The following is a 25,057-nucleotide window of genomic DNA, read 5'->3' on the forward strand; positions in this document are numbered from 1 at the left end:
GCATCCGGTTTCCCGCATCCCGTATCCCCGTATTGCATCCCGCCTCCTCCATCCCGAACTTTTACGCATGGCCCCCTGCAGAACCCGCGCGCCTATGGTAACGATAGACCCCTACCCCGATCTCCACCCGGCCGTCTTTTCGACCGAGTGGCCGCAAGACCTCGGCGCCTTCGAGCGGCAAGGCTGGCTCGCCGACTTGCTCAAGCTGGAGGCCCCGGCGCCTATCTCCCGTTCGGAAGACGTCCGCGCCCGCGTGCGCGACCTGCTGCGGCACCGGGGGTACAAGCCGACGGGACGCGGCAAACCGGCTTCCGAGTACCTGCTCAAGGCCGCAGAGGAAGACACCCTGCAGCCGATCAACGTGGCCGTGGATGTCTGCAATGCCGTGTCGCTCCACAGCGGGCTGCCGATCAGCGTGATCGATCTGGGCAAGGCCAGCGCGCCGTTCCGGATCGGGCCGGGCGAGGCCGGCCAGATCTATGTATTCAACGCCTCGGGGCAGGAAATCAACGTCGAAGGCCTGCTGTGCGTCCACGACGCGGCCGGCCCGTGCGCCAATCCGGTCAAGGACGCCCAGCGCACGAAAACCGACGCCGGCACCGTCAGAACCCTCACCGTGATCTGGGGCGCCGCGTCGCTGGCCACCCAGACGGAGGACGCGCTGGCCTGGTATATGGCGCTGCTCGGCCGGCTCGGCGCGAAGATGGACATCCATATCGGTTGACGTTGTGGCCGGGCGCTGGTAATATCGGGACGCGTCTCGACCCCGTTCACCCCCGAGCGCATCCTCAAAAGAGCTAGCTTCCCATGTCGAAATACATCCCCATTCTGGTATTCCTGGGCCTCGCCGCCGGCTGCGCATCGCCCGATGCGCCGGCCGATTCACAGGTCGATTCAGGGGCCGACTCCTGGACGCTCGGCCCCTTCGAGAAATACGCCGGCAACCCGATCCTCACCCCGCAGGGCGACACCTGGGAGGCCAAGGACATCTTCAACCCGGCGGCCTGGACCGACGGCGAAACCATCTATCTCATCTACCGGGCTGAAGACTCCTCCGGCGTCGGGATCTGGAACGGCACCTCACGCATCGGCCTGGGCACCAGCACGGACGGCATCCGGTTCGACCGCGAGCCCGATCCGATCTTCGAGCCGTCGGACCCGTGGGAGCTGCCGGGCGGCACCGAGGATCCGCGCATCGTGCATATCGACGGCACCTATTACCTCACCTACACCGGCTACGACGGGGAAACCGCCCGGCTGGGGATGGCGACATCGACCGACCTCCACACCTGGACGAAACACGGTCCCCTCTTCCCGGAACGCGGCTGGACGAAGTCCGGCGCCATCCTGCCCGAGCCCATCGACGGCACCTACTGGATGTATTTCGGCGACACCAACATCTGGGCGGCGCACTCGACCGACCTCCTGCACTGGACCGTGGTCGAGGAGCCGGCCATCAAACCCCGGCCCGGGATGTTCGACAGCCGGCTCGTCGAGCCCGGCCCGCCGCCCCTGCTGACGGACGACGGCATCCTCCTCATCTACAACAGCGCCGACGAAAACCTGCAGTACGCCGCCGGCCAGGCGCTCTTCGATCCCCGCAACCCCGCCGTGCTGATCGACCGGACGGACGCGCCCTTCCTGGAAGTCACCAACGAACTCGAAAAATCCGGGCAGATCGCCAACGTCGTCTTCGCCGAAGGGCTCGTCGAAAAGAACGGCACCTGGTTTCTCTATTACGGGATGGGCGACTCCGGGATCGGCGTCGCCACCGCCAGGGTATCCCGGTAGATTTCGCAGCGCAGCATCCGCAACCTCCCAGATCGACAACCCCATGTTATCCCACGCCGAACTCCTCCAGCTCAAACGCTGGAACACCCCCACCATCTACAACGGCTGGGAGCAGATCACCCGCCACGATCCCGCCGCGGATGCGTTTAATCTCGACCCCGTGACCGACTTCATGCCGCAGATGGGGCCCATGGTCGGTTACGCGGTGACGCTCGTCATCGAACCGAGCAACGCCGCGCACAAGCGGGAGAACCCCGGCAATCTGGACGCCTACCGGCGGTATGTGGCCTATGCGCCCGGTCCCAAGATCATCGTGGTGCAGGACCTCGAGTCGCCCCACATCGCCGGCTCCATGTGGGGCGAGGTCAACGCCAACACCCACCGGGCGCTCGGGTGCGTCGGGACGATCACGGACGGCGCGATCCGGGACATCGACGAGATGACCAACGCCGGCTTCAAGGCCATCGCCCGCCGGCTGTGCGTGGGGCACGCGCACGCCTACCCGGTCCGCTGGAACTGCGAGGTGGAGGTCTTCGGCCGCAAAATCAAACCCGGCCAGCTCATCCATGCCGACAAACACGGCTTCCTCGCCGTGCCGGCGGAAGACGAGGCGCGGCTGCTCGAGGCCGCCGTCTTCATGGATCGCAACGAGTGCAACACGGTCATCCCCGCCGCGCGGGATGTCGCGGGCAAATCCACCGACGAGATCCTGGCACAGATGGACGCCGGGCGGAAAGCCTTTCAGGCGGCGGCCAAGGAAGCCTTCGGCAAGAAGGGCGAATGGTGACCGATAGACGGGCATAGCGGAACTGGCACCGTGCTTGCGCCGGAGCGATCCTTCGACAGCACGGATCCGTTTATTGCCCGACATGCGCAGCACGACGACCTATTACCCGCGGACGCACAACCTGAAGGAGAGCGTCCTGCGTTACCTGGCGGCTTTCGTCCTCTTTTCGCTCGTCGTGATTCCTTTCTGGAACCGGGGCCCCGTGTTTCTGGCGCGCCCGGAGAGCTACGGCCGCGCCATGGTCATCAAGGGCGCCGATGCAAACCACCGGCTGGACCGCCGCGGCATCGCCCGGCTCCACCAGTACGTCACGCAGGAGTTGCGGCCGGCGTTTAATCCGATCACGATCCTCTATCAGCACCTCCGGTACCGCTATCATCCGGAGGCGTACGAGCTGGTCGTGGGCGCCGGCGAGATCCCCGAGGCTGACGACCTGCTGCCGGCGACGCGCGAATTCGCGATCTATCAGTCGGGGGACGTCGTCTTCCTCCGCATCGAACCGATCGGGTTCAACCGGGTCCTCGTCTCCAAAAAATCCGTCCGCGAAGTGGAAGACATGCTCGCGCCGTATATTCTGGACTGACGTTCAGCATTCGGTTGTCCCATGTCCCGCATTCTGCTTGCCTGCGTGGCGTTTGGCGCGCTCTGTGCCGCCTGCACCACGCCCCCGGTATTGCCCACCACGACACCCCAACCCAGCGGCGCCAGCGCGCTCTTCATCGGCCTCAGCCCCGTATCCGACCGCGTCGTGTGGCTCAGCGGAACGGGCGGCACCTTCGCCCGAACGACGGACGGCGGCGCCACCTGGCAGACGGGCGTTGTGCCCGGCGCCGATTCCCTCCAGTTTCGTGACGTCCACGGCGTGGACGCGCAGACGGCGTACCTCCTCAGCATCGGCAACGGCGACGACTCCCGCATCTACAAGACGACGGATGGCGGCGCCACCTGGAAGTTGCAGTTCACCAACCCCGAACCCGCCGGCTTTCTGGACTGCATGGATTTCTGGGATGCCCAACACGGCATCGCCTTCAGCGACTCCATCGAGGGGGAATTTTACCTGATCGTGACCGACGACGGTGAGACCTGGCGACGGATTCCGCCGTCGAGCCTGCCCGGCGCCCTGCCCGGCGAGGGCAGCTTCGCGGCCAGCGGCACGTGCGTCCGCACGGTCGGCGACCAGGCGGCGATCATCGGCACGGGCGCCGGCGGCGCGGCGCGCGTCCTGCGCACCGACGACCGCGGCAAGACGTGGCGCATCACCGAGACCCCCGTCGTCCACGATTCGCCGGCCGCCGGGCTGGCCTCCGTCGAACTGCTGGACGGCCGCCAGGGGGTAGCCGCCGGCGGCGACATGGCCGCGCCGGATGCCTCCCAGAAGAACATCGCCGTCACGACCGACGGCGGCGACACCTGGAACCTCGCCACCCCGCCTCCGTTTGCCGGCGCGATCTACGGCATCGCCTTCGCCCCGGGCAGACCCACCCCCACGCTCGTCGCCGCCGGCCCGAAGGGGCTGGCCGTTACGCTCGACCTCGCCCACACGTGGACGCTGCTCGACTCCCTGAATTACTGGACCGTCGGCTTCGCCCCATCCGGCGAAGGCTGGGCGGCCGGCATGCAGGGCCGCGTCGTCCGCATCGATTTCCCCAACTGACGGCGCACCGTCCGGCTCCCCTCTCCATCTTCCCCGTACCTCGTTCCCATGGAATGGCTTTCCTCTCCCGAGGCGTGGATCGCGCTCGTCACGTTGACCGCGCTCGAGCTCGTGCTCGGGATCGACAACATCATCTTCATCTCGATCCTGGCCGGCAAGCTGCCGCCGGATCAGCGCAACCGGGCGCGACTCGTCGGCCTCGGGCTGGCGATGATTTCTCGCCTCGCGCTCCTGTTTTCGCTGGCCTGGGTGATCCAGCTGACGGCCCCCTGGTTCACCGTGCTCGGCAATGAAATTTCCGGGCGCGACTTCATCCTCATCGTGGGCGGCTTTTTCCTGATCGCGAAGAGCACGCACGAGATCCACCAGAAGCTGGAAGGCGACGAGGCCGAGCTGTCGGTGGCCCGGGCCCCTTCGTTTCAGAGCGTGATCATCCAGATCATGCTGCTCGACGTGGTCTTTTCGCTGGATTCCGTCATCACGGCCGTCGGCATGGTGAGCGAGGTCGGGATCATGGTGACGGCCGTCGTCATCGCCGTGGGCTTCATGATGCTGTTTGCGAAGCGCATCGGCGACTTCGTCGAGCGCCGGCCGACCATCAAGATCCTGGCGCTCTCGTTCCTGCTTCTCATCGGCTTCACCCTGATCGCGGACGGACTGGACCACCACGTGCCCAAAGGCTACATCTACACCGCGATGGGCTTCTCGGTCTTCGTGGAAATGATCAATCTGCGTGTGCGCAAGAAGAAGCCGGCGGTGGAACCCGTCAGGCTGCGCGAACCCTACGTGCGCCACGGGAGCGCGGACGTTTCAGAAGGGGATCGGTAGTAGGAGTGTGGGTGAGCTTGAGCTTGCCCCGAAAAAGTGGCGTTCTGGAAAAGCACTGCCTGGAAGTCAAACCGTATCCTCATACCCCCAGGCTCCCAAACTCCCACACCCATCAAGCCTCCCCTTCCTTCTTCTCCTCCTTGCCCTCGCCTTTCTTGCGCATCGCCGCCCAGGCGTCGAGGTTTTCACGGATGAATTCCCCGAAGTCTTCGATGTCCTTGGCGGACTGGCGCCAGAACTCCTTGAACGAGCCGGTATCGAACGCGGCCCCGTAGATGCGCTCCCATTTGGAGCCGTGAGACACCTCATCCTCGTAAAACGCGGCGAGCTGCCGGCACGCCATCGCCACCACCGTCAGGTTGGCGTCGTCGCCGAGGGGCTCGAACACGCCGGCCGCCGCTTCGTCCAGTTCGGTGAGCCGCTCCAGCACCTTGTTGTGCTGTTTGATGCAGAAGGCGACGCTGTCCGCATCGCCGCCGGCCCAGGCCGCCTGTTGCGCCATCCGCGCGGTGCGACGCAGCACGTTGACCAGTTTGGCGATCTCTTGCGCACGTTCCATGTCGTTATACCGAATGAAGGAGAAGGGGATGTGGATCAGCAGCAGACGAGACGGTCGCCCGGCGAGAAGATCCGGTCGAGCCAGGCGCCGAGCCAGTCCGACGAGCGGGTCGAGCTGAGCTGCACGAGGAGATCGCGGCCACGCATGCGGACGACGCCAGCGCCGGCGGAAAGGTCGAGCGGGGCGAAGCCGGCGGTCAGATCCGGCTCCAGCTTGCGGACTTGCGCGAGCACCTGGTTATACTGCCGGACGCAATGATGCTGGACGGCGTCGTCGGCGTCGCAGAGCAGGGCGAAGCCGGCGTCGCTTACCAGTTGCGCGAGGACGCGGGCGAGGCGATCTAACGGGTCGGTCATGACAGGTCTGGGTCGAGTCGGTCGAGCGCGTCCCGGAGCAGGGTCCGGCCCCGGTGCACGCGCCATTTAACGGTTGAAAGCGGGATGTCGAGAAACGCGGCGATGCGTTTGATCGGCATGTCGTCGAGGTAACGCAACCGGAGCGTCTCGGCGTATTCCGCCGGCACGTCGCGCAAGGCGCGGCGAAGCTGTTCGCGGTCTTCGTCGAGCACCGGCCGCGGGGCGACGAAGACGCCGAGCTGGTCGAGCAGAAACAGGTCGAGTTCGACTCGCTGCCCGGCGCGTTGCCCCGACTGCCGTCGAAACCGGAAGGCCCGGTTTCGGGCGATCGCGCGGAGCCAGCCGCCGAAACGGGATGGATCGTCGATCGAGGGCAGCGCCCGGAAGGCGAGCAGCAACGCATCCTGCGCGATGTCTTCGGCGAACGCCGGCCCGACGATGTCGTCGGCCAGCCGCAGCACCGCCGGCCGGTACCGGAAGGCGAGTTCGTCGAAGGCTTCCAGGTCGCCCAGGATCGCCGCGACGACCAGCACCTCATCCGGAGTTTCTTGCCGGCTCGCGCCCATCCGATCCTCAGGCTCTCTTACATCCAACTACCAACAAGAGTCGGCCCGAGGACGAAAAGTTAGCGGACCCCGAAAAAAAACCGTGAGAGGCCAATTCGGAGGGGCCGGCCGGCGCTTTCGCCGCGCCTCCCAACGGGCCTCGACGGGCGTCACGCGGGGGCTCCGCGTCATCTCGCATTTTCATGATTTTCAATGACTTATCCAGGGCGCTCTACCTTAAATCTTCCGCTAATATTGGCGCAAGCGGGCTACCCCGCATTCATTATTGCTACGTTTCGCCTATTTTAGGGTCCATTCCTGAAGAACATATGCCGGGAGGCCGCCTTTCCGCACCACACCCGACCGCAGGCGATCCGCGCAGGGGTGTACGGTACGCGTAGTACGGAAGATGCGCCCGATCGCCGCCGGCACCCATGCCCCACACGCGTAGCAACCCTACGATTCCGCGCTGCGTTCTCCGTTTTTTCCTGGTGATCCGACACATTCTATGATCGATCGTACAGACCTTAACGCCCTGAATCCGTCCAGCCTTGTCGACATCCTGCGCTGGCGAGCGCTTCATCAGCCCGACCGTCTGGCCTATACCTTCCTGATCGATGGGGAAATCGAGGGGGACCGGTATACCTATGCCGAGCTCGACCGGCGCGTGCGGAGCATCGCGGCCCGGCTGCAGCAGCTGAACGCCGCCGGCGAGCGCGTCCTGCTGCTTTACCCGGCCGGTCTGGACTATATCGCGGCGTTTTTCGGCTGCCTGTATGCGGGCGCCATCGCCGTGCCGGCGTATCCGCCGCGGCGCAACCGGTCGATGAGCCGCATTGAGGGTATCGTGGGCGATGCCGACGCGCGCATCACGCTTACGAACGACCTGATCGTGGGCGACATCGCGGCGCGTTTCGCGGAGGATGAGGCCCTGAAGGACATGACGGTGATTTCCACCGACACCATCGGCCTGGAGCTCGCCGAGGCCTGGACCGATCCGGGGGTCGACGCGAACACGATCGCATTCCTGCAATACACGTCGGGTTCTACGGGCACGCCGAAGGGTGTGATGGTGAGCCACGGCAACCTCCTCCACAACGAGCGCCAGATGGAAGCCGCCTTCGGCACCAGCGGCGACTCGGTGGTCGTGGGCTGGCTGCCGCTCTACCACGACATGGGCTTGATCGGCAATATCCTCAACCCGCTGTACCTGGGTTATCCGTGTTATTTCATGGCGCCGGTCGCCTTCCTCCAGAAACCCGTCCGCTGGCTCGAGGCCATCTCCCGGTACCGCGCGACAATCAGCGGCGGCCCGAACTTCGCGTATGACCTCTGCGCACGCAAGATCGCGCCGGAGCACCGCGCCGGTCTCGACCTCAGCAGCTGGGTGACGGCCTACAACGGCGCCGAGCCGGTAGCCTCCGACACCCTGGATCGATTCATCCAGACGTTCGAGCCCTACGGTTTCGCCGCCACGGGCTTTTCGCCCTGCTACGGGCTCGCCGAGGCCACGCTGTTTGTCGCCGGCAATCCCCATCATTCGCCCGTCCACCTCCTCAACGTGCGCGGCACCGCGCTCGAGCAGAACAAGGTCATCCTGGCGAAAGGCAAGGTGGACGACGAGCGCACGCTCGTGAGCTGCGGCCAGACCTGGCTGGACCAGACCGTCCAGATCGTCGACCCCGACACGGGCGTCCGCCGGCCGGACGGCGCCGTGGGCGAGATCTGGGTCTCCGGCCCCAGCATGGCACAGGGCTACTGGAAGCGGCAGGAGGAGTCGGAGCGGACGTTCCGGGCCACGCTCGCCGAGACGCCGGGCGTGTCGTACATGCGGACCGGCGACCTCGGCTTCGTCCAGGCCGGCCACCTGTACGTGACGGGCCGGCTGAAGGATCTCATCATCATCCGGGGCCGCAACCACTACCCGCAGGATATCGAAAAGACGATCGAGGAATCCCACGCCGCGCTCGAACACGGCGCCGCGGCGGCGTTTTCGATCACCGCCGACGGCCAGGAAAAGCTGGCGGTGGCCATCGAGGTCAAACGCACCCACATGCGCGGCCTCAACGTGGAGGAAGTGGCCCGCGCGATCCGCAAGGCGGTTTCGCTGGTGCACGAGTTGCAGGTGCAGGCCATCGTCCTGCTCAAACCCAAAAGCCTGCCCAAGACCTCGAGCGGCAAGATCCAGCGGCATGCCGCCCGCAGCGGCTACCTGGCCGGCACCCTCGACGTGCTTGGCCAGCACGCCCTCGAAGCCCGCGCCGAGGAGGAGGACGACCTGTCGGAGGCCTTCCTCGACCGCGGCGCGCTAGCCAACCTGCCGCACGGGGAACGCAAGACGCTGGTCACCTTCTTCCTCCAGCAACTCGTCGCCAAGGCGCTCAAGATGCCGTTCGCGAGCATCGACCCCGAGCAGTCGCTCAGCGTGCTCGGTCTCGACTCGCTCGACACCGTCGAGCTCAAGCTCGAAATCGAGCGCAACCTGAAAGTCACCGTCCCGATGGACGAGGCGCTTAACGACCTCACCGTCTCCGAACTGGCCGACAAGCTGTCGTACCAGTTCACCGGCGCGCCGGCCCCCACGCCCGCGCCGGCGGCCAAAAAGGCCGAGCGGAAGGACCTGTTCGAGAAGTGCGACACCGACGGCGGGTACTTCGGCAAGTACCGCCAGGCCAAGGATCAGTACTTCACCCAGCCGATTCTCGAAGGCACGCCGGCGCCGCGGATGCGGTTCAAGGGCCAGGATGTCGTCGTCTGGTCGATCAATAACTACCTCGGCCTGATCGGAAACGAGACCATCCAGCGGACCGCCGAGGAGGCCGTCCGGCAGCACGGCATCTGGTCGCCGATGGGCTCCCGGATGCTGTCCGGCAACACCGAGCGGCACCTGGAGCTGGAACGCCGGATGGCGCGCTACCTCCACAAGGAGGCCTCGATGGTGTTCAACTACGGCTACATGGGCGTGATGGGCACGATCGACGCCGTCACCGACGGCAACGACACGATCATCATCGACAGCCTCTCGCATGCCTGCATCGTCGACGGCGCGCTGGTCGCTTCGAGCGGGAAGCCGTTCCGGGTGTTCCGCCACAACGACATGAACAGCCTGGAAGAACAGCTCCAGAAAGCCAACGAGACCCGCAAGGGCGGCGTGCTCGTGGTCACGGAGGGCGTCTTCGGGATGACCGGCGACATCGGCCGGCTTGACGAGATCTGCGCCCTCAAGAATCAGTACGGCGCCCGCCTCTTCGTCGACGACGCGCACGGCTTCGGGATCATGGGCAAGACCGGCGCCGGCGTCGGCGAGATGCAGGGCTGCCAGGACCAGATCGACCTCTACTTCGGCACCTTTGCCAAATCCTTCGCGGCCATCGGCGGCGTGACGGCCGGCGACGAGCGGGTGATCGACTACATCCGCTACAACGCCCGCACCCAGATCTTCGCGAAAAGCCTGCCGATGGTCTATGTCGAGTCCGTCATGGCGGCACTCGACCTCGTGGAGCACGGCGACGAACGGCGCGCCCACATGTGGCACATCGCCCACACGCTGCGCGACGGCCTCGTGGCGCTCGGCTTCAATGTCGGCGAGACGGAATCCCCGATCACGCCCGTCTACATCCCCGCCGGCGACGAAAAGACGGCCACCGAAGCGATGCATCTGCTCCGTACCCAGTACGGCATCTTCGTTTCCGCCGTGTCGTACCCGGTCGTGCCGAAAGGCGTGGTGCTGTTCCGGATGACGTCGACGGCCGCCCATACGGACGACGATGTCGCCCGGACGCTGGAAGCCTTCGCGGCGCTGCGCGACTACCTCCGGCTCGAGCCGGCGTCGGGCGACGGCTACGTCACCGACGTCCCGGGCGACCTGGTCGAGCCCACCCGCTAGGCTCCGCGCACCGCGTCGGTCTCGAAACACACCGCCGGGAGCCCATCGCCCGGCGGTCTCCCGCTATCCCCCCACCACCGGACCTTTCCATGAGCGCGCTCATTTGCGGCATCCAGCAAATAGGGATCGGCGTGAGCGACATGACCGCCGCTTTCGCCTGGTACCGCAAACACTTCGGGATGGACGTCCGCGTCTTCCAGGAAGCCGCCGAGGCGCCGCTGATGAAGGCCTACACCGGGCAGGCGGTCCAGGCGCGCAACGCGACGCTGGCGATCAATATGCAGGGGGGCGGCGGGATGGAGATCTGGCAGTTCACGAGCCGGACGCCCACCGGCCCGGCGGCGCCGATCTGCATCGGCGACTACGGCATCTTCGCGGCGCGCATCAAGTCGCGCGACGTGGCGGCCAGCCATCGCCAGTTCGTGCAGGCCGGCCTCGACGTGATGTCCCCGGTACAACCCGACCCGGCCGGCCGGCCTCACTTTTTCCTGCGCGACCCCTACGGCAACGTGTTCGATATCGTCGGATCGGACACCTGGTTCACGAAAAACAACCGCCACCTCACCGGCGGCGTCGTGGGCTGCCAGATCGGCGTATCCGACATCGACAAGGCGCGGACGCTGTACGGCGACGTCCTCGGCTACACGAAGGTCGTCTATGAAAAGGAGGGCGTGTTCGACGATCTCGCCGCCATCCGTCCCGAAGGCAATACGCGGGTGCGCCGGGTCCTGCTCGCCCTCGAACAGCCCGGCCGCGGCGGATTCGGGCCGTTGTTCGGCGCCTCGGAGATCGAACTCGTCAAGGTCTTCGATCGCTTCCCGGTGCCGGTGTTCAAGGATCGATACTGGGGGGATCTCGGCTTCATCCACCTCTGCTTCGACGTGCGCAACATGCCGTCCCTGGAGGGCGCATGCAACCAGGCCGGCTTCCCGTTCGTGGTCGACAGCATGAACTCGTTCGACATGGGCGAGGCCAGCGGCCAGTTCAGCTATGTCGAGGACCCCGACGGCACCCTCATCGAGTTCGTCGAAGCGCACAAGGTGCCGATCATGAAGAAGTGGAACTGGTACCTCGACCTCCGCAAGCGCCCGGCCGACAAGCCCCTGCCCCGCTGGATGATCCGGGCGATGGGGCTGAATCGGGTGAAGGACTGAGGCGTGCCAGCGCACATCGCAACATGAGGGGTGCGGCGTGCTGGCGGGGATCCTGCATCGGGCGATCGTAGCGGAGAAGCGTGTTCGATGTCACCGCACCTCAGCGCCCGGATGGGTTGATTCCCAACGCATCACTGCGCCAGGCGGATCGAAGCGGCGTCGGTTTCCAGCAGCACCCGAGTTGAATCCATGAACCCGCCACGGGCCACCAGATAGGCGGTAATATCGAGGTATTGCCCGGGTGTGAGGGTATTGCCGGCCTGGTAGGGCATGTTGCGGCGGGTATACTGCAGCAGCGAGCCGGCATCCATGCGGCTCGCCAGCACCTCATTCTTCAACCGCGGCCCGATGCCCTGATCGATCTCGTGGCAACTGGCGCAATACGTCTCGTAGGCGAGCCTCCCCTGCGCCTGCTGCTCGCGCGCCGCGGCGGCAGGGTCCTCGCATCCCCAGAACAACAGCGCCGCCACCGCGACGTACGGAATCCTCATTCCTTCCCCTCAGGCTACCGTGACTGGATGCTCCAGGGGCACATTGTACAGGTACCCTTTCTCGTTGAACGGTAGGACGTCCGGCTGCGTCACGCCGGCGGCGTCGGTCGCGCGGGTCGACAGCGTGTGCGCTCCGGCGGCGGCGTCCCACTCGAACTCGAACCGGCGCCAGGCATATTTCATGGGCGGATCGATCAGCTGCGCGGACTGCCACGCGCCCCCATCGGCCTTCCATTCGACCCGCTCCACGGGGCCGTTGGGCGAATAGGCGTAGCCGCGCAGCCGCTGCCGGCCCGGTTTCAGCGTCGCCGGCCAGGGCAGGATGAGCATGCTCTTGATCGATTGTTCGGTAATGATCTTGCCGGACGCCTCGCCCTCTTTCGGGTACGCGTCGCCGATCAGCACGTAGGAGGTGGTCACGTTGCGGGTCCACGCCGGCTCCATGAGCGCTTCGATGCGGCCGAGCCACTTGACCTGGTTGCTGCCCACCCAGCCCGGCACGATGGCGCGGACCGGAAAGCCATGGTCTTTCGGCAGCGGCGCCCCGTTCATCCGATAGGCCAGGATCGTGTCTTCGTCCAGCGCCTTCTCCAGGGTCATCGGCCGGCGGAAGCCGCCTTCCGGCGAGTCCTTGTCCATCCCGATCATCTGCACGAAAGACGCCTTCTCCGACACGCCGGCGCGCTGCAGCACGTCCCGCAGCGGCACGCCCTCCCAGATCGCCATGCCGACGCCGCCGCGCTGCCACTGGGTGCCCTGCGCGGGCTGCCCCATCGCGGAGGCAAAAAACGACCGCTGGTTGCCGCCGCATTCGATGTAGGCATACACCGTGCGGCTCGGCATCGCCAGCAGCTCATCGTAGGTGAGCGTGAGCGGGCTTGCGGCGGCGTCGCCGGCCACTTCCAGCCGGTAGTCGGCCGCATTCAGCGCGATGCTGTAGGAGTTGTTGCGGACGAAAAACTGGTCGTTCGGCGTGATGTAGCCGCCCAGATCCTCGATACGCGGCTCGAGGCTGAGGGTGCCGTGCTCGACAAAACCGGCTGTGTCCTTGAAAAACGATGGCGCCTCTTCGGCCGGCGGCGCCGCCGGCTCGGTCTGGCAGGCGCCTGCCAGCGCCGCCGCGCTCGACACGCCGAGCAGTTTGAGCGCGCGCCGGCGCCCTTTGTCAAGGGTTAATTCATCCATACACGCATCCTCGTTAAACCTTGAACCTTATACCTCAAACCACCGCATTCACCAGCACTGCGCTACGTACGTGGCGATGATAAACATCATAAGGTTGATGCCCAGAATGGTCAACAGACAGTTCCACCCCGACAGATCGTCGGGCTCGGGCCCTTCGTACGGCGCCTGATTTTCAACTTCCATCGCTCATTTCCCCTGTTTCACCGACTCCGGCACCTCGCAGTCCGCCTGGCGCCGCGAATCGACGATATAGACGATCTTCCATCCCTCCGACCCTTTCATCAGCTGGAACGAATTGGCCCCGCAGTGGCTGAACTGCCCGCCGAGATAAAAGGCGTATGGGGTCCACGCCGTGGCCAGATGGCCGTCGACATGCACCTGCGGGTCCCAGATGCGCTCGTCCCATACCTTGTCGTGCGGCTGACCGACGGCGTTCGCGAATTCCGCCGCCGATCCGGGACGGAGCGACGTTACGCCGTCGCGCACGACGACGCTGTGCATCAGCGCATCCGCCGTGAAGACGTTGCGGACGACGTCTCCGTCGCCGGCGCGCATGCCGTCGAACAGCCGATGGATGACGGCCATGACGGCCTCTTCTTCGGATTGCGCCGCCGCCGGCAGCGCGGTCAACAGGCTCAGCGTCAACAGGGACGTCCATAGCGTGGCGCGCATCAAACCTTTGTGTCGCATAGGTGGTATGCCTCGTTAATGGTTTCGGTTGGAATATACGATCATCCTTCGCCCCATGCCCTTACCCACCCGCCTCGAACATATCGGAATCGCCGTAGCGGATGCTACGCGTACGGCATCTGTCCTTGAAAAGGTTCTGGATCTTGGTGTCTACAAGATCGAAGAGGTCGCGTCGGAGCGGGTGCGCACGCATTTCCTGAACGCCGGCTCGGCGAAGCTCGAACTGCTGGAGGCCACGGCGCCGGACTCCGCCATCGCGGTTTATCTGGAGAAACACCGGGAGGGATTGCATCACCTGGCGTTTGAGGTGCCGGACATCGAGTCGGCCTGGCAGCGCGCCGTCGATGCCGGCCTGGAGCCGCTGGGCCCGGGCCCGAAGACCGGCGCGGACGGCAAATCGATCTTTTTCCTTCACCCGCGCTCGACCGGCGGCATCCTGATCGAGTTCTGCGCCCAGCAGCCCATCACGCTTGCGCCGCGCTTTGTGGAGCATGCCGGACAAGATCTGCCCACGTACGCAACGGGAAAACCCGGCGCACCTGCCGTGCTCTTGCTCCACGACGCCGGCGAAACCGTTCATTCAGGACTGGCGGCACTCATGCATACCCTCGCGCCGGACTGGTGCACGCTCGCCGTGGATTTGCAGGACATCGGCGACGGACGCGCCACCCGCCTGACGCTCGAGGCCATCGCGCGGCAGGCATTCGCCGTGCTGGATGCATACGATGTGCCGGCGGCCGCTGTGGTGGGATTCGGGCTCGGCGCATCCGCGGCGTTACAGCTCGCCGCAGCCGCTCCGCACCGGGTTCGCGCTGCCGTTGCGCACGCGCCGCATCCGATGCCGCCGGGCGCCCAAGCTCCGGAAATACCCATTCTCATCGCAGGGCACGACGCCGACCCGGCTTTCACGCCGGCGGACGCCGTCCGTTTGCTGGAACGGTACCCGGATGTGCGGCTCTCGATCTCCCCCGGCAACGGCAAGGGGCGTCCTTCATTGGGTGAAGAAACGGTGCGGTGGCTGGCGGGGCACGCGCGCTGACTACAGCGTGACGTCCAAGATGCGGTGCCGGCTGATGAATCCGGCACGTGTTATCGCCTTTTGCGCGCCCACATTGTCAACCGTCGTCGAACAGATCGGCTTGTGCCCGCTCCGGCCGCTGCGCTGCCGGAGCAGGGCGAGGATGTAGGTCGCCCAGCCGGCGCCTCGCCGCTCCGGCGCTACCATCATCCCGAGATCGACGATGCCCGACTGGGTGCCGCTCTTCCGGTATTCACCCAGGCCGATCCAGTCCGCCGAATGGGCCAGCACAAAAAGCTCCCCGCGTTCGATCAGGGTCGTCGAATACCCCCGAAGCCAGCCGCTCAGATCCGCCTCCCCCCCGAGGCATGCCTGTTGAAACGCCACGACGCGTTCCAGTTCGTCTGCCTCCGCGGCTCGAAATAGCGGCCTGTCCGCTGCCGGCTGAGAGAGGGGCGTTTCCTCGCCCGCTTCGTACAGATACGTGTGGACGGCAATACCTTTCTGCACGTCCAGGCAGAGCGTCAGGAACGCGGGGTCGATGGTGCTGACAACGGCCCGGTCTATCGTATCCTGGGCGATTACCCGGTCGAACAGGCGCCGCGCCTGCCGCTCGAACGCCGGTAGTATATAAAACTGGAGCAGCGTGCCGGCGCCATTTGCCGCGTAGTAGCCGGCGGTAACACCGTCCAGGCGAATTTCCCAGTGTGGCGCGGGATCCGTGATGCCGCTTTCCCACATGCCGTCCATCGGGGCGAGCAGACTGCCGAGATAGGCGGCTTTCACGTCGCGAATGGACGACGAATCGGGCAGTGGGTGAAATGAGATCATAAGCTCGGAGCGATGCTACTCGTGGGACGAACCCGATAAAGATTGATCGAAAAACGCGCGCGCGTCGGTTGCAACGGCGATATGGTGTTCACCACGTTCGATGGGCCCCGCATCGGCGCAGAGCTGCCGGAGAAACATGCGGCCCCGCAACGTGCATTCCGCCAGGAACGCATAGTGGCTTACGCCGGGAAGGATGTCAAGCGTCGCCCCGGATATCCGCGTGGCGACAGGGCGTGCCGTCACATCCGGCACCGCCTGATCGTCGCGGGCGCCGACGACGATGCGGACGGGGATCGCGACCGAATCCAGGCTCGCTGGCTCGTACGCCGGCCCGAGGACAGGCGCCATGGCGTAGACTGCTTTCACGCGCCCGTCCAGATAACTATCTCCCGAACGCGCGATCGACCGCTGCACGACCGGGTCGTGCACAACGAGCGACTCGGCCTGCGCGCGCGTGAAGGGCGCCTCGGGAGGGAGTACACAGCTTGGATCCGCGCCGGCCTGCTCGCAGAATCGTTCCCACGCCAATCGGTCCGTCCGCGCCCCGGCGATTTCGAGGACCGTGTACCCGCCGAGTGAGAAGCCGGCCGCGCCGATGCGTGTGGTATCGATGCGGGGGCCGAACCGCGCGTCGGCCAGCAGGCGGTCGATCACCATCGAGATGTCCCGCGCGCGCTCCCACCAGAGCATGAAGCCCTGCAGCGCGTAGGCCGGCTCCGCGCCGGTATTGCCGTGATGGCTGACCGCCGCCACCAGGTACCCGTTCGACGCCAGTTCCTCCGCCAGCCAGGAGAGCTGGGCCGCGGCACCGCCCGTGCCATGCGACAGCACCACGAGCGGCAACTTCGCCGGCGCATCGGCCATCGGGGCGTTTTCGGCATTCCGCCCCATGGCGAAAACCCCGATCGTCCAGTCCGCCTCCGCGGTTCCGGCGACGGCCGGATACCAGAGCGTCGTGAGCAGCGGTCGGGGCCCCTCCTGCACCCAGTTCACCCGCTCTGGATCTTCGTACCGGACGTGCATGCGCCCGACCGGCTGCTGCCGCACCGGCGGCGCCGAGCAGGCGGCAAGCAGCATGGAGGATAAGAGAAGTCCTGTAATCCGGTGTTTCATGCGGAGCTTTTTACTGTTTTGGGATCCTGGATGCGAGATCCTGGATGCGAGATGACGGGCATAGGTACCGATAATCATCTCTACGCTCAAAGACAAGCGATCCAGTATCGCACATCCCGTATCTCATATTCCGCATCCCCCCATCAGCCTCGCCGCTGGACGAGTCCGAACGCCGCGCCCTGCGGATCGTCGCACGCGACGACACGGGTGCCGTCCAGCAGGTTGACAATCGGGAGCGCTATGCCCCCGCCGGCCTTCACGAGGGCAACGGCTGTATCGATGTCACCGGTCGGAAAAAAGTACTGCCACTGGTGGTGAACCTGCGGCAGGCGCGCGGCGTCGGTGAAGCGGCCGACCGGCGCCCCGTCTCCCCCGTACGAAAACCCGAGATGCCGCCCCATATCGGCCGGTGTAGCGTCGACCTCCGCGATCGACCAACCGAACAGGTTGGCATAATACACCGAGGCCGCCTCCGGGTCGTTGCTGTGATGCAGATGCGCCGCCACGTCCGCGAACACGTCGCCAAGCCCCGACGCGACGCCCACGCCGGCCCCGAACGGGTCGCTCAACGCCGCGCGGCGGATGCCGTCGTCATCTACCAGCGTCGGACCCCGCCGCATCCCGCCGGCAGCGACGATCTGCCCCGCGATAGCTTCCACATCCTCCACTCCGATATATCCGAGCCAGTGCGCCGGCGCTCCCCGCGCGATGGCCTGCTCGGGTAGCGGCGTGAGCCGGACATCTTCGCTCCAGAAGCCGGGGCCAAAAAGCTGTTCGTAGAAGGCGCGCGCGCCGGCCAGGTCGGTCGTGCGGAGGTCGTATCGGGAAAAGACGGATCGGGGCATGCGATCAGCGTAATTCAAAGGAAGATACTGGCCGGGGTATGCGTGGTACGTGCAGGAAGGATGCACGCCTGGCCATTTTTTAGCACATCGAACGGAGGCCCGTCACGGCCGCCGGCGGTTCGAATTGTCCATATCCGACATGATCAGCCACCGGCCGTCCTCGCCCTTTCGGAGGGTGAGCGTGAATTTGCCGTCGTCCGGGCCGCCCTCCTGGCCGGCGTAGCCGCCGATGATGTAGCCGATCTCGCGCTCGGTGGCATAGGCGAATGCGCGGAGGAAAAGCGGTCCGCCGTGCCCGGTGTAAAACTGCTCGATGGCCTCACGGCCCCGGGCCGGCTCGTGGCTGCCGGGCAGCACGAAGCCGTCTTCGGCGAAGAGTTGTGCCAGCGCGGCGGGATCGCGGGCCGTCCAAGCCGCCTCGTAGTCGCGCAGGACGCGGTCGAGCTCGGGCGGGAGGTCGACGGAGGCCGGCTGGGCGAGGGCCGGGAATGAGAGAACACTGAGCAGAATAAGGGTGAATTGAAGTTGTTGCACGGGTGACCTGGGGATTTTATGAACTGGAGGGACGCGCTACGTCGCGCTCATACGGATCCGATATTTAAAGAGAGACCGTTTCGAATGTTACCCGAAGATTCTCCTGATCCGGTGCTACAAAGTTGAGTTTTTCGAGCCCAATTACGTTGCCCGAGCGATCTTTCATCAGAACGATTTCATGGCCCGTCTCCTCGGATATCACTTCCCGAGAACGATCAGCAAACCAGACCGTGAGGGTCTGACCAACCTTGTCGTAAAAAACCGTTATCTCGGCCATGTTCTATCGAGGATTGATACAAAAATCGCCATCCGGTATGCCGCCGAGTGGTGTGAAACAATAAGTTGCTTTGTCATCCCCGCGTACGCGGGGATCTCCTGTAGTCGAGCAGCATGCCAATCTGAAGGAGCCTCCGGCGCTCGCGACGGGGTTGTCGAAAGCCCGCTCTCGCGATACTCCGGGTTCGTCATCCTCGCGCATGCGGGGATCCAAGCCATTTTGCATGGATGGCTTGGATCCCCAATCGAGTTGGGAGCCTGCCCCCGGCTTGACCGGAGGATGACGAGAGGGGGGCCAATTCTCAACAGTTTCTAACCAGTCAGCAATAGTGCATTCTACTCCTCCCACAACGCCGGCTCCATCTCCCCCCGGTCGTACCCGAGGGCGAAAAGAGCCGCGCCTCGGAGTCGTTCGTGGCGGATGAAATCGTATTTCAGCTTCAGGCTCTCCCGGTCCTCGAACCAGCCCTGATACCAGCCATCCTCGCCCTGGTAGGCGTAATAGGGCGCCCCGCTCAGGGTGTCGCGCCGGTGGCCGTTCTCGCGGATGCGGTGCGAGGCGGCGACGGCGAAGTCGGGCGGCATGAGCGAGTCGAAGGGGGCGTAGGTGACCATCTGCGCCGGCCCGCGCGTGGCGGCGCCCGGCTCGTCGCTCACGGTCGGCCACTCGAAGCCGTAATACGGGACGGCGAAGACGATGCGGTCCCGGCGGATGCGGAGCGCGTCGTACCGCGCCAGGATGGCCTCCCAGTTCTCGCCGCCCCAGCCGCGGAGCGGTGCGATGGGGCCGGCGCGCGGGGCATCCTTCCAGTGGATGTCGTAACCCTGCACCACCACGTAGTCGGCCGCCGCCGCGATGGCGGTCTCGTCGAACGCGTCCGGCCGGTCGAACGCGGGGAGGAATACCGAGAGGCCGGCGTACGGACGCGTGGCCTCACCGCCCCCCTCCGGCCGCAGGGCCACGGGCCGCGCCGCACGCACCTCCGCCGCCACCCCTGCCACGAGCGCCGTGAACGCCTCCCGGGTGCCCGAGGGCATCGGACTGAACACTTCGAAATCGATATGCAGCCCGTCGGACGCCGGATCGAGCGCCAGCGCCACCAGCGTCTCGCGGAGGCGCGTGACCGCCTCGGGATGCTGGAAGAGCGACCGGAACGCCGCCTCGTTCGGGACGGTCACGACGGGCACCACATGGGTCGATGCCGCACGGGCGCGATCGATCAGCGCCGTCCACGCGCCGGGCCAGCCGCGGTCGGTGGCGATGGCGCCGGTCGAATCGATCTCGATGTCGAAAAAGAACAGCGTATCGATCAGGGTGAGGTCGATCTCGGCATCCTGCGGCGCCATCCACCAGGCATAATAACCCAGCACCGGAAAGCCGACGTCCGACCGCGACGGCGCGACGCCGGCGCAGGATGCGAGCGTCAGCGCGCACGCGATCCCGCCGGCGATGGAACGCCACCGGGCACGGACGTTGAAAAAGCTGGCATCGAGCCGGATCTTCATGCGTTGTAACGATTAATTGGGCAGGTGCATGCTGAAGCATGTCCCGATGTGCCTCATATTCCCCACCTTCTGCCCTGTGAAGCCGACGGAAAATACCCTGCTTGCCGAAAAGCTGGCCAATCTGCCGGCCCGGCCCGGCGTCTACCAGCACAAGGACGCCGGCGGGCAGGTGCTCTACGTGGGCAAGGCGAAAAGCCTCCGCAGCCGCGTGCGCTCGTATTTTCAGGAGAGCCGCCCCCGCGACGGCCGGCTGGACATCATGGTCCGCAAGATTGCGGACATCGAGATCATCGTCACGGACACCGAAGCCGAAGCGCTGATCCTCGAAAACAACCTGATCAAGAAGCTCAAGCCGCGCTACAACGTCAACCTCCGCGACGACAAGACCTACCCGTTCATCTGCATCAAGAACGAGCCGTTTCCGCGCGTCTTCCCCACACGCCGCGTCCACCGCGACGGTTCCAGATACTTCGGCCCGTACACCGACGTCAAGAACATGCACCTGATGCTCAGCACGATCCGGAGCCTGTTCAAGATCCGCACGTGCAGCCTCAACCTGGCGCCCGAGCCGATCGCCGCCGGCAAGTACCAGGTGTGCCTTCAGTATCACATCAAAAAATGCCTGGGCCCCTGCGTCGGGGAGCAAACGCCCGCGTCCTACAACACCACCATCCAGCAGATCGAAAAACTGCTCAACGGCCATACCCGCGAACTGATCCGGCTGCTGGAAGACGAAATGCAGCGTCTGGCCGGCCTGATGAAGTTCGAGGAGGCCGCCGCCCTGCGTGATCAGGTGGTGGCGCTGAAGAAGTACTCCGAGAAGCAGCGGATGGTGAGCCAGGACTTCGTCGACCGCGACGTCTTCGCGCTCGCCATCGATCGTGAAATCAACACGGCCTGCGGGGTGCTCTTCAAGGTGCGCGAGGGGACCGTCGTCGGCCGGCAGCACAAATACCTCCGCCAGATCGAGGACCGGACCGACGAGGAGCTGATGCAGTCGCTCCTGGAGCACTACTACACGGAGTCGACCTTTTTCCCCGAAGAAGTGCTCGTTTCGGTGATGCCCTCGGAGCCCGAGCCGCTCGAAGAGTTGCTGCGTGAGCGGCGGGGCAAAAAGGTGACGATTAAGGCGCCGGAGCGTGGCGACAAGGCCGGCCTGAACCGGATGGTCGAATCCAACGCCCAGCTGCTGCTCGACGAATACAAGCTGCAGAAAGCCAAGCAGGAAGAAGGACGCATCCCCCATGCCGTCAAGACGCTGCAGACCGACCTCCACATGAGCGGCCTCCCCCGCCACATCGAGTGTTTCGACATCTCGCACCTCGGCGGCACCGGCACCGTGGCCTCGTGCGTGGTGTTCGAGGACGGCCGGCCCAAGAAGAGCGCCTACCGCACCTTCAAGATCCGCAGCGTGGAGGGCAAACCGGACGACTTCCAGTCCATGTACGAGGTCATCACCCGGCGCTACGCCAAGCTGGTCGAGGAAAACGGCCCCTGGCCGGATCTGGTGGTCATCGACGGCGGAAAGGGCCAGTTGTCGAGCGCTGCGCAGGCCCTGAAAGAGGTGGACGCCTACGGGAAGTTCACGGTCGTCGGCCTCGCCAAACGCCTCGAGGAGGTCTTCTTCCCAGGGGATCAGGAAAGTGTGATGATTCCGCGGACAAGCGCCTCCCTCCAGCTCCTCCAGCGGATTCGCAACGAGGCGCACCGCTTCGCGGTGACGTTCCAGCGGAAGCAGCGGGCGACGGCCACCCTGACGACGGTGCTGCACGACATTCCGGGCGTGGGCGAAAAGACGGCGCGCAAGCTGCTGAAGACGTTCGGCTCTGTAAAACGGACGCGCGAGGCCAGCTTCGACGAACTCGCCGGCGTGGTGGGCAAAAAAACCGCCGAGAAGGTGTTCGGCTTTCTCCACGCCGAAAGCCAGAGGGAGCAGACCTAGCGGCTGGAAGACACGCAGGAGGCGCGCACCGCCCGGACCCGTTTACCCCACGTGCACGCCGGTCTGCCACGCATCGAGCACCGTGCGCAACGCATCGAGGTGGACGGGACGGGGGATGGCGGGGGCGTCCTTCGCGGCGCCCAGCACGAAATAGTCGAGCTGTTTGTCGGACGGCGGCATCGACCCGAGGTCCTTCCACCAGATCTCGTCCACGATCGCCAGCGCGTAGTCGCCGACGCGGCGCAGCGTGACGAACTCGGCCAGATCTTCGACCTCATCGAAGCCGTACCCGAGATCCGACAGAAATTTCCCGAGGATCTTCCGCTCGATCCGGTTCGGGCTGGCCAGCAGGATCCGGCGTGGCCCGGCATCACGCTGCACGCTCACCGCCGGCGGGCGGAGCTGCTCGACGGCCCGTTCCAGGGCCGCGAGAAGCCGGCGCAACTTGACCGGCTTCGACAGCACGATGGCCCCATGCACCGGCGGCCCCTGGCTGTCCAGCGCGGTGGTAAGGATCACCGGCACACCCGTCCACGCGGCCGGCAACGCCCCTCCTGTTTCCTCCACGGCGCGCTCGTCGATCAGGATCAGATCGGGCCGGTCCGCGCCGTACGCTTCGGCGGCCTCCTCGATTGTGCTCACGCCCACGACATCGAGCCGGAACGTACCCAGAAACAACGCGAAGCCCTCGCGGCTGGACGACACGGGATCGATGAGGCAGAGCCGGCGCCCATCCAGCATGACCCGGCGCGCCCGATCCTGCTCGTCGCGCAGTGCGACGACCTCCGCGCAGATGGTAAACGTGAACGTGGAACCTTCCCGCTCGACGCTGTAGACCTCGATGTCGCCTCCCATGAGTTCGACCAGCCGTTTGGAGATGGCCAGGCCGAGGCCCGTCCCCCCAAAACGTCGCGTCGTGGTCGCGTCGACCTGGCTGAAGGGCTGAAAGAGCTGGTCGATGCGGCTCTGCGGTATGCCGATGCCCGAATCGGTCACCGAAAAACGGATGCGGTCCGTGGTGCCCGGTTCCGGTGCGACATCGAGCCGGATCTCGCCGGCCGAGGTGAACTTCACCGCATTGGAGAGCAGGTTGATGAGCACCTGTCTCAATCGGGTGGAATCGCCGACGATCCGCCGAGGCGTGCCCGGGTCGATCCGGACGACAAAGTCGAGCCCCCGCTCGGCCGCGCGCGGGGCGATCACGTCGGCCGCCTCGTCCACCACATCGAACAGCTCCATCTCGTGGAGATCGATCTCGATCTTGCCGGCTTCGATCTTCGAAAAATCGAGGATGTCGTTGATGATACCGAGCAGGGCATTGCCCGAGCTGGCCATGGTCTCCACATAGTCGCGCTGTTCATCGTCCAGCTCGGTGCCGGCGAGCAGACTCGCCATGCCGATCACGCCGTTCATCGGGGTGCGGATTTCGTGGCTCATCGTGGCCAGGAAGGCGCTCTTGGCGATGCTGGCCTGCTCGGCCGCCTCTTTCAGTTCCTCCACGCGCATGAGCTGCTGGCGTATCGTCCGCGTCTGCACGAGGATCCGTTGCCGCAGGGTACCATTCCAGATGAGAAACATGGCGACGACAAGCACCAGCGCGCCGGCGATCCAGAGCGTCAGTTCACGCGTCAGCCAGGAGCCGGCGGCGAGGACGGTGACGTCGCCGGCCGTGCGGAGCGCCAGGGTAAACGGACGCGCATTGGGCTGGGGATCGTAACGCGGCAGGAAATGCAGCGTCGCCACGCCGGTCATGCGGAGCCGGCTTCCGGGCCGCAGCCTGCCGAGGACGGCCACGGCTTCTTCGTCGGTGGCTTCGGCATCAAACGTCATGTCGCCGTGCTGCAACGTCAGGATCAGGCCGCCGCCGTAGGCGAGGCTCTCCCTCAGATGGGCATCGATCTGCACGAGATGGCCGTCGAGGTTCGATTCGAGCGGCCGGCTCAGATCGACCACGATCGGCTCCGGTTCGACGCGGCCTGAGCCGAACGACATGATCTGCGCATCCTCGAGATACGGGTTGACGGCGCCCTGTCGGGCAAACCCGATGGCGCTCACGGAGTCGCCGACGGCCAGCGCCACCGAATCCACCGGCAGCACGAGCAGCCCGTTGCGCCCCTCTTGCAGGAAGAAGCCGCCCCGGGGTACGATGTGCGTCACGACGCCGGCGATCCGCGTGTAGCGCGGGGTCGCTTCGTCGGACGAAAACTGCATCAGGCCCTCCATGTGCGTCAGCGGCACGTCCTCCATCCGGCTGAACCCCGGATGAACGAATTCCACCGACGTCCAGTCGTCCGCGAACACATTGACGCCCATGAGCTGGCGGGACTCGTTGAAGACGCCGCCGGCGACGCCGCGGAAGCGGATGACCGAGCCTACGAGCCCCTCGGGCACCGACGTGTCGTTCAGATAGCCGTATACGGTTTCCCGGCCGATCATCAGTTTCAGGCGGGTGCCGTACGGAACGAGCACGTCATCGGGGTCGTCGTTGATGGTGTACCGCGCCACGACCGCCTCCACTTCGACCCGCTTCGAATCCTCCATCCCCGAAAACAGATAGTGGATGGGACGGCCGGATGGCGGCGGGAGCGGAGCCTGGCCGATGACCTCGACGTGGGCGCCCGGCCCGACGTCCGGCGCGAACCAGCCGGCCACCGTCGTGCCGGTCACCACCACCTTACTGCCTGCCGGCGGCGTGGAGGCCGGACTTTCCAGATAAATGCCGTCTTCCCCATTCTGGAGAAAGCAGTACGTCCGGTCGCGCGCCCCACAGTAGGTGATGATGCCTTCGAGGCGCAAGGGCAGCTGCCGCGCCGCGTCCTCCGCGGAAATGCTCCGTACCGCGCGGATGCTCGTCAGCACCGACGACCCGGCACCGGCATCTTGTCCGCTTGCAGCGCGATGCGGGAGCGCTCCGAATAACAGGATCGCCAGAGGCCACCAGATACGTTTATCTATCTGCATTGCGGGTGCACGGAGACATAGGGAGAACGCAGGGGGTATCGACCGCAATCGAACGCGCATTAAGCGAACTGCGACAACCTGTTATTCGGCGGCGGGCGACGTCTC

24 protein-coding genes are annotated in these 25,057 nt (G+C 65.5%); 10 read left to right on the forward strand and 14 right to left on the reverse strand.

Annotated elements, in window-relative coordinates; all coding sequences use genetic code 11:
• Positions 1–94: 94 nt before the first annotated feature.
• The 6 genes from R2834_12375 to R2834_12400 all read left to right on the forward strand — a co-directional run bounded on the left by R2834_12375 (position 95) and on the right by R2834_12400 (position 5,060).
• Complete coding sequence (locus tag R2834_12375) at positions 95–724, forward strand: hypothetical protein (GenBank protein MEZ4701123.1); 630 nt, start codon at positions 95–97, stop codon at positions 722–724.
• A gap of 83 nt (positions 725–807) precedes the next feature.
• Positions 808–1,791, forward strand: coding sequence for a glycoside hydrolase family 130 protein (locus R2834_12380; GenBank protein ID MEZ4701124.1), 984 nt, complete (start codon positions 808–810; stop codon positions 1,789–1,791).
• A gap of 43 nt (positions 1,792–1,834) precedes the next feature.
• Positions 1,835–2,578, forward strand: a complete 744-nt coding sequence (locus R2834_12385) for an RraA family protein (GenBank protein MEZ4701125.1) — start codon at positions 1,835–1,837, stop codon at positions 2,576–2,578.
• An 82-nt stretch (positions 2,579–2,660) separates the two neighbouring features.
• On the forward strand, positions 2,661–3,161 hold the full coding sequence (locus tag R2834_12390; GenBank protein MEZ4701126.1) for a hypothetical protein: 501 nt from the start codon (positions 2,661–2,663) through the stop codon (positions 3,159–3,161).
• Between the two features lie 21 nt (positions 3,162–3,182).
• Positions 3,183–4,232 (forward strand): hypothetical protein, encoded by a 1,050-nt coding sequence (locus R2834_12395; GenBank protein MEZ4701127.1) that lies wholly within the window; start codon positions 3,183–3,185, stop codon positions 4,230–4,232.
• Positions 4,233–4,280: 48 nt separating this feature from the next.
• A complete protein-coding gene (locus tag R2834_12400) occupies positions 4,281–5,060 on the forward strand; it encodes a TerC family protein (GenBank protein ID MEZ4701128.1) in 780 nt (259 codons plus the stop codon).
• 112 nt (positions 5,061–5,172) lie between these two features.
• On the opposite strand, the gene R2834_12405 is transcribed toward R2834_12400, so the two are convergent.
• The 3 genes from R2834_12405 to R2834_12415 are packed head-to-tail and all read right to left on the reverse strand — an operon-like array spanning position 5,173 to position 6,568.
• Entirely contained in the window at positions 5,173–5,619 is a 447-nt protein-coding gene (locus R2834_12405; GenBank protein ID MEZ4701129.1) for a hypothetical protein, read from the reverse strand.
• A 35-nt stretch (positions 5,620–5,654) separates the two neighbouring features.
• Positions 5,655–5,975 carry a hypothetical protein gene (locus R2834_12410; GenBank protein ID MEZ4701130.1) on the reverse strand — a complete coding sequence of 107 codons (321 nt, stop codon included), beginning with the start codon at positions 5,973–5,975 and terminating at the stop codon, positions 5,655–5,657.
• Positions 5,972–6,568: a sigma-70 family RNA polymerase sigma factor gene (locus R2834_12415; GenBank protein ID MEZ4701131.1), complete on the reverse strand. Its 597-nt coding sequence runs from the start codon at positions 6,566–6,568 to the stop codon at positions 5,972–5,974. Before R2834_12415 ends, R2834_12410 begins: the two co-directional genes overlap by 4 nt.
• Positions 6,569–7,028: 460 nt before the next feature.
• Here R2834_12415 and R2834_12420 point away from each other — a divergent pair, with 460 nt between their 5' ends.
• Both R2834_12420 and R2834_12425 read left to right on the forward strand, forming a co-directional pair.
• Positions 7,029–10,406: an aminotransferase class I/II-fold pyridoxal phosphate-dependent enzyme gene (locus tag R2834_12420; GenBank protein ID MEZ4701132.1), complete on the forward strand. Its 3,378-nt coding sequence runs from the start codon at positions 7,029–7,031 to the stop codon at positions 10,404–10,406.
• Positions 10,407–10,495: 89 nt separating this feature from the next.
• Entirely contained in the window at positions 10,496–11,560 is a 1,065-nt protein-coding gene (locus R2834_12425; protein ID MEZ4701133.1) for a VOC family protein, read from the forward strand.
• A gap of 131 nt (positions 11,561–11,691) precedes the next feature.
• On the opposite strand, the gene R2834_12430 is transcribed toward R2834_12425, so the two are convergent.
• From R2834_12430 to R2834_12445, 4 genes are read right to left on the reverse strand one after another with little or no spacing between them, the layout of a single operon-like run.
• The gene (locus R2834_12430) at positions 11,692–12,051 is read right to left on the reverse strand and encodes a cytochrome c (protein MEZ4701134.1); all 360 of its coding nucleotides are present in this window, start codon (positions 12,049–12,051) and stop codon (positions 11,692–11,694) included.
• Between the two features lie 9 nt (positions 12,052–12,060).
• On the reverse strand, positions 12,061–13,236 hold the full coding sequence (locus R2834_12435; protein MEZ4701135.1) for a sulfite oxidase: 1,176 nt from the start codon (positions 13,234–13,236) through the stop codon (positions 12,061–12,063).
• A 48-nt stretch (positions 13,237–13,284) separates the two neighbouring features.
• Positions 13,285–13,419, reverse strand: coding sequence for a hypothetical protein (locus tag R2834_12440; GenBank protein MEZ4701136.1), 135 nt, complete (start codon positions 13,417–13,419; stop codon positions 13,285–13,287).
• Positions 13,420–13,422: 3 nt separating this feature from the next.
• Positions 13,423–13,926 (reverse strand): nuclear transport factor 2 family protein, encoded by a 504-nt coding sequence (locus R2834_12445; GenBank protein MEZ4701137.1) that lies wholly within the window; start codon positions 13,924–13,926, stop codon positions 13,423–13,425.
• 55 nt (positions 13,927–13,981) lie between these two features.
• On the opposite strand from R2834_12445, the gene mce reads away from it, so the two are divergent.
• Positions 13,982–14,965: a methylmalonyl-CoA epimerase gene (gene mce, locus R2834_12450; GenBank protein MEZ4701138.1), complete on the forward strand. Its 984-nt coding sequence runs from the start codon at positions 13,982–13,984 to the stop codon at positions 14,963–14,965.
• On the opposite strand, the gene R2834_12455 is transcribed toward mce, so the two are convergent.
• The 6 genes from R2834_12455 to R2834_12480 form a co-directional block, all read right to left on the reverse strand.
• Entirely contained in the window at positions 14,966–15,775 is an 810-nt protein-coding gene (locus R2834_12455; GenBank protein ID MEZ4701139.1) for a GNAT family N-acetyltransferase, read from the reverse strand.
• A 15-nt stretch (positions 15,776–15,790) separates the two neighbouring features.
• The gene (locus tag R2834_12460) at positions 15,791–16,852 is read right to left on the reverse strand and encodes a prolyl oligopeptidase family serine peptidase (GenBank protein MEZ4701140.1); all 1,062 of its coding nucleotides are present in this window, start codon (positions 16,850–16,852) and stop codon (positions 15,791–15,793) included.
• 179 nt (positions 16,853–17,031) lie between these two features.
• Positions 17,032–17,733 (reverse strand): hypothetical protein, encoded by a 702-nt coding sequence (locus tag R2834_12465; protein ID MEZ4701141.1) that lies wholly within the window; start codon positions 17,731–17,733, stop codon positions 17,032–17,034.
• A 102-nt stretch (positions 17,734–17,835) separates the two neighbouring features.
• Positions 17,836–18,267 carry an SgcJ/EcaC family oxidoreductase gene (locus R2834_12470; GenBank protein ID MEZ4701142.1) on the reverse strand — a complete coding sequence of 144 codons (432 nt, stop codon included), beginning with the start codon at positions 18,265–18,267 and terminating at the stop codon, positions 17,836–17,838.
• 64 nt (positions 18,268–18,331) lie between these two features.
• The gene (locus R2834_12475; protein ID MEZ4701143.1) at positions 18,332–18,544 is read right to left on the reverse strand and encodes a DUF2283 domain-containing protein; all 213 of its coding nucleotides are present in this window, start codon (positions 18,542–18,544) and stop codon (positions 18,332–18,334) included.
• A 335-nt stretch (positions 18,545–18,879) separates the two neighbouring features.
• Complete coding sequence (locus R2834_12480; GenBank protein ID MEZ4701144.1) at positions 18,880–20,049, reverse strand: glycosyl hydrolase family 18 protein; 1,170 nt, start codon at positions 20,047–20,049, stop codon at positions 18,880–18,882.
• Between the two features lie 76 nt (positions 20,050–20,125).
• Here R2834_12480 and uvrC point away from each other — a divergent pair, with 76 nt between their 5' ends.
• Positions 20,126–21,991: an excinuclease ABC subunit UvrC gene (gene uvrC, locus R2834_12485; GenBank protein ID MEZ4701145.1), complete on the forward strand. Its 1,866-nt coding sequence runs from the start codon at positions 20,126–20,128 to the stop codon at positions 21,989–21,991.
• Positions 21,992–22,033: 42 nt separating this feature from the next.
• On the opposite strand, the gene R2834_12490 is transcribed toward uvrC, so the two are convergent.
• Positions 22,034–24,850 carry an ATP-binding protein gene (locus tag R2834_12490; GenBank protein MEZ4701146.1) on the reverse strand — a complete coding sequence of 939 codons (2,817 nt, stop codon included), beginning with the start codon at positions 24,848–24,850 and terminating at the stop codon, positions 22,034–22,036.
• Positions 24,851–25,057: the final 207 nt, after the last annotated feature.

The organism is Rhodothermales bacterium (assembly GCA_041391505.1).
Lineage (GTDB): Bacteria > Bacteroidota > Rhodothermia > Rhodothermales > JAHQVL01 > JAWKNW01.